Origin of the sequence: Burkholderia alba, from assembly GCF_034721475.1 — a bacterium.
GTDB classification, from domain to species: Bacteria; Pseudomonadota; Gammaproteobacteria; order Burkholderiales; family Burkholderiaceae; genus Burkholderia; species Burkholderia alba.
In genome coordinates this window covers 37,412-53,291 of the sequence record NZ_JAWJWL010000027.1, presented here as the reverse complement: position 1 = coordinate 53,291, position 15,880 = coordinate 37,412, and the positions used below count along the sequence as shown (strand labels likewise).

The following is a 15,880-nucleotide window of genomic DNA, read 5'->3' as shown; positions in this document are numbered from 1 at the left end:
TATCTGACGATCCGGGCGCGGATACGCAGGTGAACGAATGGAATTGTCAAAGATGATGTAATGTCAGCGAACCGACACAAATGAACGGCCGAGCCGCGTTATGCTCTGCGCCTTGCTTATCCGGGAGGATCATCGATGAAGGTTTCCAAGCTGTTGGCCGGCGCATGCGCCGTACTCGCGACCACCGCGGCCGCCTACGCGCAGACCACCACCTATCAGTTCGGCGAAGGCCAATCGACGCTGCCGGGCAACGGATCGGCCGCGCCGGCCCCCGCCCATGCACAGGCCCCGTCCCAGCCGGCCATGAACGGCGCCGCGCAAGCACCCGCCGCGCCGGCGCATCATCCGAAGCACGCGAAAAAGAAGCACCGCAAGCATCACGCGCGTAAAACGCCGTCGCAGGACACCTACGCCCATCACTGATTTCGCGGCGCGGATTGCTCGCGCCGCCTCGCCCGCCGGTCGCGCCCTCGCGCGCCGTCGGCGTGATCCGATCCGCCGCGTCGGCGGATCGCTCCTCCATGAAGCGCAACGTCCGATCCGGGCTCGGCGCGCGGACGGTCAGCCCGAACGTCACGGCGCGGCCGGCCCGCATCGAACGCAGCCGGGTTTCGAGCGCAGGCGGCGCGGCCGCCATCGGCGTGCCGACCACGTAGATCATCGGCAGTCCGACGATCAGCGTCGACAGTAGCGGAATGATCAGCACCGGCTTCAATCCTTCGAGAAGGCGGCGCAGCTTCAGGTGCCGGTTGATCGGCAGCACCGCGTAGCCCGCCAGAAATCCGACGCGATGCCGCCCGGGACGCCCGGCGGACATGCGCCCCGACAAGAAAAAAGCCCGGATCGGAATCCGGGCCTCGTTCGCGGTACGGCGGCCGCGCGTCATCGGCGCGACCGCCGCGCCTCCCTCGCGGGACGCGCATGCGTCGTCACACGTCGAACTTCACGCCCTGCGCCAGCGGCAGTTCGCGGCTGTAGTTGATCGTATTCGTCGCGCGGCGCATGTAGTTCTTCCACGCATCCGAGCCCGATTCGCGGCCGCCGCCCGTCTCCTTCTCGCCGCCGAACGCACCGCCGATCTCCGCGCCGCTCGTGCCGATGTTGACGTTGACGATCCCGCAATCGCTGCCCGCGCCCGACATGAACTGCTCGGCCTCGCGCATGTCGTTCGTGAAGATCGACGACGACAGCCCCTGCGGCACCGCGTTGTGCAGCGCAAGCGCCGCATCGAAATCGTCGTAGACGAGCACGTACAGGATCGGCGCGAAAGTCTCGCGCTTCACGACGGCGGTCTGCGCCGGCATCCGCACGAGCGCCGGACGCACGTAGTACGCATCCGCGTGGCCGCGCTCGACGCGCTCGCCGCCCTTCACCTCGCCGCCCTGCTCGCGCGCATCGGCAAGCGCCTTCTGCATCGCGTCGAACGACGCGCGATCGACGAGCGGCCCCACCAGCGTGCCCGCTTCAAGCGGATCGCCGACCGTCACGGTCGCGAACGCCTTTTCCAGACGCGGCAGCAGCTGATCCGCCACGCTGCGATGCACGATCAGCCGGCGCAGCGTCGTGCAACGCTGGCCGGCCGTGCCGACCGCCGCGAACGTCACCGCGCGCACCACGAGATCGAGATCCGCGCTCGGCGCGACGATCATGCCGTTGTTGCCGCCCAGTTCGAGAATGCTGCGCGCGAGCCGCTGGCTCAGCACCTTCGCGATCTCGACGCCCATCCGCACGCTGCCCGTCGCACTCACGAGCGGCACCTTCGGCGACGTGGTCAGCACCTCGCCGGCATCGCGCGCGCCGATCACGAGCTGGCTCAGACCTTCCGGCGCGACGCCCGGGTGGGTCTTCTCGAATTCGCGCAGCGCCTTGCCGAACAGCGTGTGGCAGGCGATGGCGGTCAGCGGCGCCTTCTCGGACGGCTTCCACACGACCGGGTCGCCGCACACGAATGCGAGCGCGGCATTCCATGCCCATACCGCGACCGGGAAGTTGAACGCCGAGATCACGCCGCACACGCCGAGCGGGTGCCAGGTTTCCATCATCCGGTGGCCGGGCCGCTCGGATGCGATCGTCAGGCCGTACAGCTGACGCGACAGACCCACCGCGAAATCGCAGATATCGATCATTTCCTGCACTTCGCCGAGCCCTTCCGACTCGATCTTGCCCGCCTCGAGCGTGACGAGGCGGCCGAGCGCGCGCTTGTGCTCGCGCAGGACGTTGCCGAACACGCGCACCAGCTCGCCGCGCACCGGCGCGGGCACCGTGCGCCACTTGAGGAACGCGGCGTGCGCCGCGTCGATCTTCCGTTCGGCGTCGGCCGCGCTGTCGACGGCGAGCGTCGCCAAGGTCGCGCCGTCGAGCGGCGAGCGGGCGGTCAGCGCGCCGCCCTTCCACTGCGAGAGATCGATGTCTAGCGTCGCGAGAATGTCGTTGAATTGCATCACTTCCTCTTGAGGTCTTGAGGGACAGGTTGATCGGTGCGGCATCGCCGCCATGCATGGATCGATTGGAACGCGTTCGCGCGCCGCATGCAAGCGTCGCCGCGCGGCACGGGCCTACCGTGCCGCCAGCGCCGCGCGCAAGCGCCGCACGCCTTCGAAAATCTCCGCCTCGCCCGGCGCCGCGAACGACAGCCGCAGGCTGGCCGGATCGGCATCGCTCGCATAGAACGCGCGGCCCGGCACGTACATCACGTTGTGTTCGAGCGCGCGCTTGAGCACCTCGCCCGCGTCGCGGCCGCCCGTCAGGCGCGCCCAGACGAACATGCCGCCCGCGGGCTCGCGCCATTCGACGTCCTCCGGCACGAATTGCCGCAGCGCGCGCGTCATCGCGCGGCAGCGGCTGCCGTAGGTGTGCGCGATCGTGCGCAGGTGGGCGGCCAGACGGCCGCTGTCGAGATAGCGGCGCATCGCCTCCTGCGCGAAGGGCGCCGTGCACAGGTCGCTCGTCTGCTTCGCGACGATCATCCGCCGCGCGATCGCGGCGGGCGCGACGGCCCAGCCGATCCGCAACCCCGGCGCGACGACCTTCGACAGGCTGCCGAGGTAGACGGTCCACGCGGCCGCGCCGCTGCACGCAAGGATCGGCGCAACCGGCTCGCCCGCGAAACGCAGGTCCGCATACGGATCGTCCTCGATCAGCACGAAACCGTGTTCGACCGCCAGCTGCGCGAGCGCCGCGCGACGTCCGGGCGGCAGCGTCGCGCCGGTCGGGTTCGCGAACGTCGGCACCGTGTACAGCAGCTTCGGCCGCCGCTCGGCGCTCGGCCACGCGGCCAGCAGCGCGCGCAGCGCGTCGGGTTCGATGCCGTGCTCGTCGGTCGGCACCGGCACGATCCGCGCGCCCGCGAGCCGCAACGCCTGCAGCGCCGCCGGATAGGCGGGCGCCTCGACCAACGCCGCGTCGCCCGGGGCGATCAGCACGCGCAGCAGCAGGTCGAAACCCTGCTGCGAGCCGGTGGTGACCAGCACCTGCTCGGCGTCGCACGACACGCCGCGCGCCTGCGCCATCCATGCGACCAGCGAGCGGCGCAAGCCGGGCGAGCCGGCGGTGTCGCCGTACTGGAAGCAGGCAACCGGATCGTCGCGGCACGCGTCGGCCAATGCGGCGGCGATGCCGTCCCGGTCGAACAGGTCCGGCGACGGATAGCCGCCCGCGAACGAGATCATGCCGGGCTTGCCCAGGTGCCGGAACAGCTCGCGGATCGGCGAGCCTTGCGGATCGGCGAACGGCGCGGCGAACGGATAGGCGGCGGGCGTCATGAGCGGGTCCGGGCGCGCGTCAGGCGGCGGCGGTCATCTTGAAGATGCCGGTCGCGTTGCCCGCGTCGAAGCCGAGATCGAGCGCGGCGCGGCCGGACTCGCGGTCCTCCACGACGTCGCGCGTGATGAATTCGTAGAACGAGCCGGGCACGTCGCGCTCGACGGTTTCGCCCGCCGCACCGACGAAGCGGCGCCGGACGGGATCGGCGCGGAACGCGGTCTGCCGGACCCGGCCCGATTTCGATACCTCGACCGCCGCCTTGATCGGCCGCCCGAGCGCACGCTGCGCGGCCGCGACCGCGTCGACGTCGGCCACCCGGTCGGTCGCGTGATTGAACACGTTGCCCTCGGTCGCGATCCATGCCATCTCGGCCGATTCGGCGAGCAGCGCCTCGTAGTCGGCGAGGCGCGGCGTCGCATGCTGGCGGCCGAAACAGCGCGCCAGCACCGGCAGCAGCGCGCACGCGTCGGCCAGCGGCAGGCACGCGTCGCGCTCGAGTTCGGCGAGCGTCGCGACGGCCTGCGGCGTCAGCGGATCGACCGAGGTGCCGAGCACCCGGGTCACGGCCTGCCGGAATCCTTCGCTGAAACGTTCGGGATGCAGTTCGCTGACGAAATACTGCGCGATCTGGTCGGGCGCATCGAGATGCGCATACGAGCGGCCCGTCATCTTGAGCCGGTCGAGCGGATAGGTGCCGTTCAGCCGGTAGCCGAGCGGCCGCAGGATACGCGTGAACGCCGCCTCGCCCGGGGGCAGCGCGCCGCACGACGCCCAGCGCACGGTGCGCAACGCGCCGTGGTCGAACGTCACCCGGCCGCCGTCGCGCGCGACGTCGCCGGTATAGGCCCGCCCGGTCGGCACGCGCGCCAGCAGATCGGCGAACAGCGCCATGTTGAGCGCCTGCGCCAGCTCGGCCCGGGTCACGACGCCCGGCTCGCCGTGCGCGAAACGTGCCGGAACATGCATCAGTCGCATTAATTCGTCGACGACGGGTGATTCGCACACGGCGGCAAGTAAAGCGTCGAGATTGGCATTCATGAATCTATCCGTGGATTTTCGGTCGATTCCGGCACCGAAATGGCCGAAAAACGCGCAGTGGAAAAATAATCAGGGCCATTTTCAGGGCTCACATGCCGTCGGGCAACTGATATAAACTCACCAGTTCATTCCAAAAACTCACCAACTCGCGTCACCGCGCGTGATTCCCTACGATGAGAAAAGGCATTCCGAACCTCGCGGCGCTGCAGATCTTCGAAGCGGCGGCGCGCCACGAAAGCTTTACCCGCGCGGCCGACGAGCTGGCGCTGACGCAAAGCGCGGTGAGCCGGCAGGTGACGGCGCTCGAGGAACGGCTGGGTGTCGCGTTGTTCCTGAGAATCAGGAAGCGGGTGATCCTGACGCCGCACGGCCGCGATTACGCCGCCCTGGTGCGCAAGAATCTCGAGCGGATCGAGCGCGACACGCTCGAACTGATGGCGCAGCGCGGCATCGGCGAAACGCTCGAATTGGCGGTCGTGCCGACCTTCGCGAGCCAGTGGCTGATTCCCCGCCTGCCGCAATTCCGCGCGCTGCGGCCCGACATCACGGTCAACCTGTCGGTGCGCACCGAGCCGTTCCTGTTCAGCGACTCCCCATTCGACGCGGCGATCTACTTCGGCCACGCGCTGTGGCCCGGCACCCAGGGCCGGCTGCTGTTCCAGGAGGGCGACATGGTGCCGGTCTGCTGTCCGGCGCTGCTGCCGCCGGACGGTGCGCCGCTGAGCCGCGACACGCTGCTCGAATTGCCGCTGCTGCATCTGTCGACGCGCGCCGATGCGTGGCGCGACTGGTTCCGCGCGCACGGCCTCGAACACGACGTGCGCGCGGTACGCGGGCCGCGTTATGAATTGTTCACCATGTTGTCGGCCGCCGCGCACGCGGGCATGGGCGTCGCGCTGATGCCCGCGCTGCTGGTCGCCGACGAGCTGGCGTCCGGGCGGCTGTGCGCGCCGCTGGACCTGCGGCTGGCCAGCGACGCGGGCTATTACCTCGTCGCGCCCGACGAGACGGCGGACAGCGAGCCGTTCGTCGCGCTGGCCGATTGGCTGAGTTCCGTCTCCCCGGCGCGAGGTTAAGCTGACGCCGGCCAGCTTGAAAGTCTGCCGGACCCGCGCGGCGAATTGCGCGACTACCTGCTGCCCGACTACCTGCTGCCCGACTACCTGCTGCCCGACTACCTGATCCTCTACCTGCACCGCCCGGAGGACATCGTCCTGCTGTCGATTCGCCATCACCGGCAGATTTCGTTCGACTACCCGTTCGAGTAACGCCTCCCGCACCGCCGCCGCATGCTCCCGATTTACCCGCATCGCCCGGTTCGCCTCCCGCACCGCAACAAGCGGCGCCGCCTCCATCATTGTCTTGCGAGCCCGCTCTGGCGCCGCATTTTTCTGCGGTGATGCAACACGCGCGCTTCCTTGACAGCACGAGCCGCCGCCGCACTAAATAAACCCGATTGATTTAATCGAGCGCCAGCAGGCGCCGCGCGTTTGTTCCGGTTTGGTTCACCGCATCGTCAACAAAAGGAGCAGTTCCGATGAAATTCCGTTCGCGTGCCGCCGCGTTTGGCGTACTTTCCGCAGCCGTTGCGCTGTCCCTGAACCCGGCCGCGCACGCAGCGGATCCGCCCGTGATCGGCCTGATCACGAAAACCGACACCAATCCGTTCTTCGTCAAGATGCGCCAGGGCGCGGAAGCAGCCGCGCAAAAGGACGGCGCGAAGCTGATGACCGCCGCCGGCAAGTTCGACGGCGACAACGCGAGCCAGGTCACCGCGATCGAAAACATGGTGACGGCCGGCGCGAAGGCGATCCTGATCACGCCGAGCGACACCCGGGCGATCGTGCCCGCGCTGAAGAAGGCGCGCGATGCGGGCGTGCTCGTGATCGCGCTCGACACGCCGACCGATCCGCAGACGGCCACCGACGCGCTGTTCGCCACCGACAACTTCAAGGCCGGGCAGTTGATCGGCGAATACGCGAAGGCCGCGCTCGGCGGCAAGGCCGCGAAGATCGCGACGCTCGACCTCGCGCCCGGCGTGTCGGTCGGCATCCTGCGTCACAACGGTTTTCTGAAAGGCTTCGGCGTCAAGGATGGCGATCCGTCGATCGTCTGCAGCCAGGACACGCGCGGCGATCAGGCGAAAGGCCAGACCGCGATGGAGAACTGCCTGCAGAAGGCGCCCGACATCAACGTCGTCTACACGATCAACGAACCGGCCGCGGCGGGTGCGTATCGCGCGTTGAAGGCCGCGGGCAAGGACAAGAGCGTGATGATCGTGTCGATCGACGGCGGCTGCGAGGGCGTGCGCAACGTGAAGGCGGGCCAGCTGGCCGCCACCGCGCAGCAGTATCCGCTGAAGATGGCCGAACAGGGTGTGACGGCGGGCGTCGAATACGCGAAGACCGGCAAGAAGCCGGGCGGCTATCACGACACCGGCGTCACGCTGATCACCGATCGGCCGCTCGCCGGCGCGCCGAGCCACACGACCCAGTACGGGCTCGACAACTGCTGGGGCAACAAGTAAGCGCCGCCGCGCCGCCTTCGACCAGGAGCCGCCCATGACCGCCTCATCCTCCGCGCCGCCCGCCGGGCGTTTCGGCGAGCGCCTGCCGACGCTCGCCGAGATCGGCCCGGTGCTCGCGCTGGTGCTCGCCTGCGCATTCTTCGTCACGCAGAGCAGCCGCTTCCTCTCGTTCCAGAATTTCTCGCTGATCCTGCAGCAGACGATGGTGGTCGCGGTGATCGCGATCGGCCAGACGCTGATCGTGCTGACGGGCGGCATCGATCTGTCGTGCGGGATGGTGATGGCGTTCGGCTCGATCGTGATGACCAAGTTCGCGGTCGCGCTCGGCGTGCCGCCCGCGCTCGCGATCCTGTGCGGGATCGGCGCGAGCATGCTGTTCGGCGCGCTGAACGGCGTGCTGATCACGAAGATCAAGCTGCCCGCGTTCATCGTCACGCTCGGCACCCTCAACATCGCATTCGCGGCAACCCAGCTCTATTCGAACGCCGAAAGCGTGTCGAACCTGCCGGACGCGATCATGTTCTTCGGCAGCACGTTCCGCTTCGGGCCCGCCGAAGTGACCTACGGCACGGTGCTCGCGCTCGCGATGTACGGGCTCGCGTGGTTCGTGCTGCGCGAAACCGTGCCGGGGCGCCACCTGTACGCGCTCGGCAACAATCCGGAAGCGGCGCGGCTGATGGGGCTGTCGTCGCAACGGATCCTGCTCACCGTGTACACGCTCGCGGGCGCGATCTACGGCGTCGCCGCGCTGCTGTCGGTCGCCCGCACGGGCGTCGGCGATCCGCAGGCCGGGCAGACCGAGAATCTCGACAGCATCACCGCCGTCGTGCTCGGCGGCACCAGCCTCTTCGGCGGACGCGGCTCCGTGATCGGTACCCTGCTCGGCGCGCTGATCGTCGGCGTGTTCCGCAACGGCCTCACGCTGATGGGCGTGTCGTCGGTGTACCAGGTGCTGATCACGGGGATGCTGGTGATCCTCGCCGTCGCCGCCGACAAACTTTCGCATCGCCGCGCGTAAGCGCGAGGAGCCCGACCATGACGACCTCCCCTGCCGTGCTGGAAGCCCGCGGCCTCGTCAAGCGCTACGGCCAGGTGACCGCGCTCGACGGCTGCGATTTCGAACTGCTGCCCGGCGAGATTCTCGCCGTGATCGGCGACAACGGCGCGGGCAAATCGTCGCTGATCAAGGCGCTGTCCGGCGCGACCGTGCCCGATGCGGGCGAGATCCTGCTCGACGGCCGGCCGGTGCAGTTCCGCAGCCCGCTCGACGCGCGCCAGCAGGGCATCGAGACGGTCTACCAGGATCTCGCGGTGGCTCCCGCGATGAGCATCGCCGAAAACCTGTTCCTCGGCCGCGAGCGGCGCCTGCCCGGCTGGCGCGGCAGTTGGCTCAGGATGATCGACAAGCGCCGGATGCTCGACGAGGCGACCGCGCACATGAAGGATCTGCAGATCGGCATCCGCTCGATGCGGCAGGCCGTGGAGACCCTGTCGGGCGGCCAGCGTCAGGGCGTGGCCGTTGCGCGCAGCGCCGCGTTCGCGCGGCACGTCGTGATCCTCGACGAGCCGACCGCCGCGCTTGGCGTGAAGGAGGGCAACATGGTGCTGGACCTGATCCGCCGCGTGCGCGATCGCGGCCTGCCCGTGATCCTGATCAGCCACAACATGCCGCACGTGTTCGCGATCGCGGACCGCATCCACATCCAGCGCCTCGGCCGCCGCGCGGCGCTCGTCGCGGCGAAGGACATCCACATGTCCGAAGCCGTCGCGATCATGACGGGCGCGCAGGAAGCGGACGTCAAGGCCTTCGTCTGATGGGCGACGCACCGCCCTGCCGCTCCGCCGGCGGCCCGCCGCCCCCGGCCACCCGCACGCGCCCGGCCACCTCGCAGCCGGTCGGCTCGAACCAGGTCGGGATGCGCCAGTTCAACGAGCGCATCGTGCTGCAGGCGCTGCGGCTGCACGGCCCCTTGCCGAAGGCCGACGTCGGCCGGCTGACGCGGCTGTCGATGCAAACCGTATCGGGCATCATCGACCGGCTGCTCGACGACGGCCTGCTGGAGCGGCTGCCGCGGCTGCGCGGACGGGTCGGCCAGCCGTCGGTGCCGATCGCGCTGCGCGCGGACGGCGCATACACGATCGGCATCAAGGTCGGCCGGCGCAGCCTCGATCTGCTCGCGCTGGATTTCACCGGGCAGGTTCGCCGGCGGGACCGGCTCGACTACGCGTTCCCGGATGCCGGCGCGCTGTTTCCCGCCCTCGAAGCGAAATACGCGCGGCTGCGCGCGGCGCTCGGCGAGCATGCGGACAGCGTGGTCGGCGTCGGCGTGGCGGCCCCGCTGTGGCTCGGCGGCTGGCGCGACTTTCTCGGCGCGCCGGCCGACGTGCTCGACGCGTGGCACGCGATCGACATCCGCGCGCGCGTGACCGCGCTGACCGGCCTGCCCGTCGAGTTCGCGAAGGACACCACCGCCGCGTGCGCGGCCGAACTGGTGCTCGGCCAGGGCCGCGCGATCCGGCATTTCCTGTATCTGTTCGTCGGCACGTTCATCGGCGGCGGGCTCGTGATCGACGGCCGGCTGCATGCCGGACCGAACGGCAACGCGGGCGCGGTCGGCTCGATCCCGTTGCCCGGCAGCACGCCGCACGCGGCGCGGCAATTGCTGCACGCCGCGTCGGGCTTCGTGCTCGAACGGCAATACGCGGCGGCGGGTGCGCCGGCCGCCGCCGCGCACGATCATCGCGCGCTCGCGCCGGACGTGTGGCCGCTTACCGCGCGATGGCTCGACGACGCATGCCCCGCGCTCGCGACCGCGATCACGAGCGCGGCCGCGCTGCTCGATCTCGACGCGATCGTGATCGACGGTCTGCTCGACCGGCGGCTGGTCCGCGAAATCATCCAGCGCACCGGACGCTCGCTCGACGGCTTCGAATGGGAGGGCATGGCGCGCCCGCCGCTGCTCGAAGGATCGATCGGCGCCGATGCGCGCGCGATGGGCGCCGCGATCCTGCCGCTGTACGCTCATTTCGCGCCGTCGCACGAGCTGTTCCTGAAACCCGCGGCGGAGGTGGATTAACGGCGCGCGCCGGCGCCCCGCTCTTCATCCGCCGTCCCGGTTCGCGCGGCGGCAATCGGCAGCCCCCCCGCCCGACAGGTACGATAGCCGGTCCGCCCGGCCGTTTCCGTCCACCTGCCCAGCCCTTCACGACATGCAGAATTTCTACGAAGCCACCGCGACCCGCACGCCTTACCCCACGCTCGCCGAGCGCGTCGAGACCGATGTCTGCATCGTCGGCGGCGGTCTCGCGGGCCTGTCGACCGCGCTGGGGCTCGTCGAGCGAGGCCGCCGCGACGTCGTCGCGATCGACGCGCAGACGGTCGGCTTCGGCGCCTCGGGCCGCAACGGCGGCTTCGTGTTCGGCGGCTACAGCCTCGACAACGCCGACCTGCTCGATACGCTCGGCGCCGCCGAGGCGCGCCGCCTCTACCGACTGACGACCGACGCCGTCGACCTGATCCGCCGCCGCGTCGCCCGCTATGGCATCGACTGCGACCTGATCGACGAAGGCGTGATCCTCGCGAACTGGTTCGACGATCCGGCGCGCGTCGACGCGCCGCGCAAGCTGATGAAGCAGGCGTTCGACGTCGAATGGGAGCCGCTCGATGCCGCCGCGCTGCGCGAACGCCTCAAGACCGACCGCTATCACGGCGGCCTGTTCGAGCGCAATGCGTTCCATTTCCATCCGCTCAAGTACGTGCTCGGCGTCGCGGCCGCCGCCGTGCAGGGCGGAGCGCGGATCTACGAACGTTCGCCCGTGCGCTCGATCCGCCGCGACGGCGCGGGCTTCGTCGTCGCCACCGAACACGGCGCCGTGCATGCGCGCGACGTCGTGTTCGCGACGGGCGGCTACGCGCGCGGCGTGCATCCGCGCATCGAACGCGCGGTGCTGCCGATCGCCACGTACGTGATCGCCACCGAACCGCTCGGCGCGCGACTCGCCGACTCGATCGCCTGCGCGTCGGCGGTCTACGACACCCGCTTCGCGTTCGACTACTACCGGCCGCTCGCCGACACCCGGATCCTGTGGGGCGGCCGGATATCGGTGCTCGACCGCGGGCCCGACGCCATCGCCCGGCTGCTCAAACGCGACCTGACGCGCGTTTACCCGCAACTGCGCGACGTCGCCGTGCACTATGCGTGGGGCGGGCTGATGAGCTACGCGCGCCACAAGATGCCGCAGATCGGCCGCGACCCGGACGGCGTGTGGCACGCGGTCGGCTTCGGCGGGCACGGCATGGCGCCGACCACCGTCGCGGGCGAAGTGCTCGCGTCGGCACTGACCGGGCAGCAGCCGGTGCCGGACGGCTTCGCCGCGTTCGGCCTGACCCGCACCTTCGGGTTCGCCGGGCTCGCCGCCGCGCAGCTCGCGTACACCGCGTATCAGGCGCGCGACGCGCTCGCCGCGCGCCGCCGCGCACGCCCGTGAGATGCCCTGTTTAGAGCGTCGAGCCCAGGGAAACGCCGTTTTTGCGCGTGCTAGAATGCGCCGACCATGCCGCCAGAAAACGCCACATGAAACAGGGAAGCAAGGCCCCAGCGCCCGATAGTCGCGAGCTTCCGTCCCCCGACGCGCGGCGCGACGATGCCCGCCGCAGATACGACCCCGAACAGACCAAGCGCAACATCCTCGACGTCGCCACGCAGGAGTTTTCCGCGATGGGACTGTCGGGCGCGCGCGTCGACGCGATCGCCGAGCGCACCAACACCACGAAGCGGATGCTGTATTACTACTTCGACAGCAAGGAAGGGCTGTACGAAGCGGTGCTCGAGAAGGTGTACGGCGACATCCGCGCGCTCGAACTGGAGCTCAACATCGGCGAGCTGGAGCCCGACGCGGGGCTGCGCCGGCTGGTCGAATTCACGTTCGACTACCACGACAAGCATCGCGATTTCGTACGCCTCGTGTCGATCGAAAACGTCCACGGCGCGAAATATCTCGAACAGCTGAAGTCGTTCAAGAACCGCAATGTCAGCATCATCAAGACGATCGAGGAACTGCTCGCGCGCGGCATCGCAAGCGGCGTATTCCGCGACGACGTCGACGCATTCGACCTGCACCTGCTGATCAGCTCGTTCTGCTTCCATCGCGTCGCGAACCGCTATACGTTCGGCGCCGCGTTCGGCCGCGATCCGTCCGCTCCCCGACTGCGCGTCCGGCATCGCGCGACGATCGTCGACGCCGTGCTGCGCTTCGTCGCGCGCTAGCCGCGCGCCGGCCGCTCACGCGGCCGGACGCTGTGCCGCGAGCGCGATCCGCGCCTTGGCCTCCGGGCTGCCCGCCACGAAATACTTCTTCGCCCAGCGCGCATCGGGCTGCAGCGCCAGCGTGCGTTGCACGCGCTTGTCGCGCTGCGATTCGATGGCAAGCGCCCGCGCCCGATAGTGCTCGTAGAGCCGCAGGAATTCCGCCAGATAGATCGCCGCGATGCGCGGGTCGCGGATCTCGAGCAGATTCTCGTCGTTGTAGTGCTCGGAATTCTGGCTCATGTTCGCCGAGCCGCTGTACACCACCGGATTCGCCCCCTCCGCATCGATCACGATGAACTTGTGATGAATGATGACGGGCGGATAGGCGGGCGGCTTCTCGCCGGGAAACAGCCGCAGTTCCGTCTCGAAGCCGGCCGGCACCGTCGCAGGAGAAAAATACGCGGCGTCGATCACGTCGCGATGGTCGCGGCTGCGGTGATATAGCGCGAGATTCGCGAGCTGCGCCGCATTCAGCGCGCCGCCGTCCTGCTGCGCGGCCTCGGCGTTCGTCGCGCTGCGCACGTTGATCTGGTTCACCAGCCCGAACATCATCAGGCCGCGGTCGCCCGCGTCGAAACAGGCATTGCGCAACGCCTCGTCGGTCGGCATGAACAGGCAGAACGCGACCGAGTGCCGGGCCGCGCCGATCGCGCCGACGATCGTCTCGATCTGCGTGCGCGTCTTGCCCGGTTCCGGCGAGAACGACACCCGCACCTGCGCGCTGCCGACCCGCACCGGCTCCGACCACCCGGGCGCGAGCTTCGCCGTCGCCGCGATCGTCGGATTCGCCGCGAGCGCTTGCGCCCGCGCGTTGTAGAGGCCGGCAAGCACGGCCGAATCGAAGGTGTGCAGCACGTTCGCCTGCTCGGTGATGCCTTCCGTCGTGAAATTCGCCGAGCCGGTCAGCACGCGGGCCGGCTGCGCGTCGCCGCCGCCGGCGTCGGTCACGATGAACTTGTTGTGCATGATGCGGGTCCGGTCGCGCGGCGCGAGCGTCGCCAGCCCCGTCAGCCGCTCGACCGCGAGCGCGTTCGGCGACGGCAGCGGCGGCCGGCCGCCGCCGCGCTTCGTCTCGTGCGCGTCGTAGACGATCGCGAGCGCATCCGGGCCGTGCGCCTGGCCGAACGCCTCGAACGCGGGAATCGCCCAGATCGGGTCGGTCAGGTGATACACCGCCGATACGGCGCGCTTCGCATCGTCGAGCATCGATCCGAAGGTGTCCTGCAGATCGTTCGCGAGCCAGGTCCGCAGCCGCAGCGCCTGCTCCGCCGTCGGTGCCTCGTCCGCGCCCAGATTCAGCGCCCTCGCCATCTTCGCGAACGCCTGCGAGCTGACCACCGCGCGATTGAACCACGTGCCGACGCCGTCCTCGACGTGCGCGGGCAGCATCGCCTCGCAAACGCCCGCCTCCGCGTCGAGCACGTGCAGCGACGTCGGCGAACCGACCACCGGATACACGTCATAGCGGAATGCCTGGCCGCGGTCCGGCGGATCGATGCGCGCGTCCCACCACATGAACTTCTGGATCGGCGCCTGATCGGTCGGCGCATCGCCCTGCGTATCGGCGGCCGGGCCGTCGAAGGTGAGCCGATTCGGCAGCCAGCTGCTCGCCGCGCGGGTCTGGCCGTCCGCCGACCAGAAACCGGGCGTCCGGCGGATCGCAAAACCCAGGAAATCGTCGCGGCCCGCCGCTTTCGGCCAATCGAAGGCCAGCAGCACCAGGGTCGGGGAAAGATAGCTGCGCACGCTGACGGACATCGCCGCCCTCCTCGGCTCATCGCACGATTACGGTCGAAGCGGACAGTTTTTCATGGCCCGCTTGCCCGCGGCGTGACGCTTCGATGAAGTTTGCGTGTCGCGGGCAGGCCGGCCGGACCGGCCGGCATCGGACGCGGTCCATGCCTGACAGAAAGCGCGCATGTCGCGCCGCCCCGGGCAGGCCGTCGCGGACGCGGACAATCCGGGGCAACGACGGCCGGACGAAGCGGGTCAAGCGCGGCGCGTGCGCCGCCCGCCGGCTAGCCGCAGATCACCAGTTCGAGCCCGCGCGCCGTCAGCGCGCGCCGCAGTGCCTTGTCGGGCGACCGCTCGGTGACCAGATAGCGCGCCGCCTCCAGTCCGTTGATCCGCACCGGCGTCACGCGGCCGAACTTCGAATGGTCGGCGACGACGATCGCGGTGCCCGCCGCCGCCAGCATCCGGCTGCGCACTTCCGCCGCGAGCCGCGAATAGTCAGTGAGATCGCCGTCCGGCGTGACGCCGCCCGCGCCGACGAACGCGAAATCGACGTGGTATTGCGACAACTGCTGGATCGTATCGAGTCCGAAGGTGGCGTCCTCGTCATCGGACAGCTCGCCGCCCAGCAGGGTCACGCGGTTCTCGTTGCGGCGCGCGAGCACGAACGCGATGCGCCAGTCGTTCGTGTAGACGGTCAGCTTGTGGCGGTCGGCGAGCGCAAGCGCTACCGCGTGCGTGGTGCTGCCCGAATCGAGCAGCACCGATGCGCCGTCCGGCACGAACTCCGCCGCGCGCCGGCCGATCACCTGCTTCGCGTCGGCGTGCGCCGCCTCGCGTTCGGAAATGCTGGGCTCGCGCCGGTCGGCGGCCAGCGCGCCGCCGTGGGTCGTGACGACGAGACCGCGCGCGGCCAGCGCGTTGAGATCGCGACGGATCGTCTCGCGCGACACGCTGAGCGAGCGCGTCAGTTCCGCGACCGACAGCGCACCCGTTTTACCGAGTTCCGACAGGATGTACTGATGACGTTGTTCTGCAAGCATTGCGCGAGGCGTCCGGCGACACCGGCTGGGCGGATTGAGGGGCGAGCTATTGTAGTACGCGAACTTGACAGCCATGTGTAAGCGTCATCGGCGTGTCACCGAAGCCGGCGGCGCGCGAAATGATGTTTTGCCTGGCGCGCGGGAATCGGCGCGGCTCGCGGTTGTTACACTCGACGCCTGATCGCATGCAGACCGACGGGGGAAAGATGTATCGCAAAGGCATCGTGCTTGAAATCCAGTTTTCGCCGGAACGGCTCAACGACGCCGCGGGCGATCCGTATTGGATCGACCTGACGCTCGACGAGGCGCGCCGCCTCCACCGGCAGCTGAGCGCCCGCTTCGCGACCGAGGCCAGCGCGAATCAGCCGCTCGACACCTTCTCGATCGAGTAGCCCGGCGCGCGCGGCGGCCACCCGCGCGCCAAGTGCAGTTTCCGACAAGACAGCCGGCGGCGCGGCGCCGATACT

The 15,880-nt window shown here is 69.4% G+C and carries 15 protein-coding genes and 1 pseudogene; 10 read left to right on the top strand and 6 right to left on the bottom strand.

All coding sequences use genetic code 11. The features are described from left to right. The first annotated feature begins 135 nt into the window (after positions 1 to 135). Positions 136 to 423: a hypothetical protein gene (locus tag RZR99_RS26135; protein ID WP_323122673.1), complete on the top strand. Its 288-nt coding sequence runs from the start codon at positions 136 to 138 to the stop codon at positions 421 to 423. A 139-nt stretch (positions 424 to 562) separates the two neighbouring features. On the opposite strand, the pseudogene RZR99_RS26130 reads toward RZR99_RS26135, so the two are convergent. From RZR99_RS26130 to RZR99_RS26115, 4 genes and pseudogenes are all read right to left on the bottom strand, one after another. Then, positions 563 to 790: pseudogene (locus tag RZR99_RS26130) on the bottom strand (PTS fructose transporter subunit EIIBC); the annotation flags it as partial. Between the two features lie 139 nt (positions 791 to 929). Continuing rightward, complete coding sequence (amaB, locus tag RZR99_RS26125) at positions 930 to 2,441, bottom strand: L-piperidine-6-carboxylate dehydrogenase (protein ID WP_323122672.1); 1,512 nt, start codon at positions 2,439 to 2,441, stop codon at positions 930 to 932. Between the two features lie 114 nt (positions 2,442 to 2,555). Continuing rightward, positions 2,556 to 3,761 carry an aminotransferase-like domain-containing protein gene (locus RZR99_RS26120; RefSeq protein WP_323122671.1) on the bottom strand — a complete coding sequence of 402 codons (1,206 nt, stop codon included), beginning with the start codon at positions 3,759 to 3,761 and terminating at the stop codon, positions 2,556 to 2,558. A 19-nt stretch (positions 3,762 to 3,780) separates the two neighbouring features. Continuing rightward, on the bottom strand, positions 3,781 to 4,800 hold the full coding sequence (locus tag RZR99_RS26115; RefSeq protein ID WP_323122670.1) for a DUF1338 domain-containing protein: 1,020 nt from the start codon (positions 4,798 to 4,800) through the stop codon (positions 3,781 to 3,783). A 173-nt stretch (positions 4,801 to 4,973) separates the two neighbouring features. Here RZR99_RS26115 and RZR99_RS26110 point away from each other — a divergent pair, with 173 nt between their 5' ends. The 8 genes from RZR99_RS26110 (at position 4,974) to RZR99_RS26075 (ending at position 12,594) form a co-directional block, all read left to right on the top strand. After that, a complete protein-coding gene (locus tag RZR99_RS26110; protein WP_323122669.1) occupies positions 4,974 to 5,876 on the top strand; it encodes a LysR substrate-binding domain-containing protein in 903 nt (300 codons plus the stop codon). Between the two features lie 45 nt (positions 5,877 to 5,921). Next, a complete protein-coding gene (locus RZR99_RS26105) occupies positions 5,922 to 6,068 on the top strand; it encodes a hypothetical protein (RefSeq protein WP_323122668.1) in 147 nt (48 codons plus the stop codon). Positions 6,069 to 6,337: 269 nt separating this feature from the next. Continuing rightward, positions 6,338 to 7,327, top strand: a complete 990-nt coding sequence (locus RZR99_RS26100; RefSeq protein ID WP_323122667.1) for a sugar ABC transporter substrate-binding protein — start codon at positions 6,338 to 6,340, stop codon at positions 7,325 to 7,327. 34 nt (positions 7,328 to 7,361) lie between these two features. Next, on the top strand, positions 7,362 to 8,345 hold the full coding sequence (locus RZR99_RS26095) for an ABC transporter permease (RefSeq protein ID WP_323122666.1): 984 nt from the start codon (positions 7,362 to 7,364) through the stop codon (positions 8,343 to 8,345). Between the two features lie 17 nt (positions 8,346 to 8,362). Further along, a complete protein-coding gene (locus RZR99_RS26090; protein ID WP_323122665.1) occupies positions 8,363 to 9,142 on the top strand; it encodes an ATP-binding cassette domain-containing protein in 780 nt (259 codons plus the stop codon). Between the two features lie 101 nt (positions 9,143 to 9,243). Further along, entirely contained in the window at positions 9,244 to 10,404 is a 1,161-nt protein-coding gene (locus RZR99_RS26085; RefSeq protein ID WP_323122699.1) for an ROK family transcriptional regulator, read from the top strand. Positions 10,405 to 10,537: 133 nt separating this feature from the next. Further along, positions 10,538 to 11,815, top strand: coding sequence for an NAD(P)/FAD-dependent oxidoreductase (locus RZR99_RS26080; RefSeq protein ID WP_323122664.1), 1,278 nt, complete (start codon positions 10,538 to 10,540; stop codon positions 11,813 to 11,815). A gap of 86 nt (positions 11,816 to 11,901) precedes the next feature. Further along, the gene (locus tag RZR99_RS26075; RefSeq protein WP_323122663.1) at positions 11,902 to 12,594 is read left to right on the top strand and encodes a TetR family transcriptional regulator; all 693 of its coding nucleotides are present in this window, start codon (positions 11,902 to 11,904) and stop codon (positions 12,592 to 12,594) included. A 15-nt stretch (positions 12,595 to 12,609) separates the two neighbouring features. On the opposite strand, the gene RZR99_RS26070 is transcribed toward RZR99_RS26075, so the two are convergent. Together RZR99_RS26070 and RZR99_RS26065 are read right to left on the bottom strand one after the other, a co-directional pair. Beyond that, the gene (locus tag RZR99_RS26070) at positions 12,610 to 14,394 is read right to left on the bottom strand and encodes a phospholipase D-like domain-containing protein (protein ID WP_323122662.1); all 1,785 of its coding nucleotides are present in this window, start codon (positions 14,392 to 14,394) and stop codon (positions 12,610 to 12,612) included. A 260-nt stretch (positions 14,395 to 14,654) separates the two neighbouring features. Continuing rightward, positions 14,655 to 15,413 (bottom strand): DeoR/GlpR family DNA-binding transcription regulator, encoded by a 759-nt coding sequence (locus tag RZR99_RS26065; RefSeq protein WP_323122661.1) that lies wholly within the window; start codon positions 15,411 to 15,413, stop codon positions 14,655 to 14,657. Positions 15,414 to 15,619: 206 nt separating this feature from the next. Between RZR99_RS26065 and RZR99_RS26060 the strand changes: the two genes are divergently transcribed. Continuing rightward, positions 15,620 to 15,805 (top strand): hypothetical protein, encoded by a 186-nt coding sequence (locus RZR99_RS26060; protein ID WP_323122660.1) that lies wholly within the window; start codon positions 15,620 to 15,622, stop codon positions 15,803 to 15,805. The last annotated feature ends 75 nt before the right edge of the window (positions 15,806 to 15,880 follow it).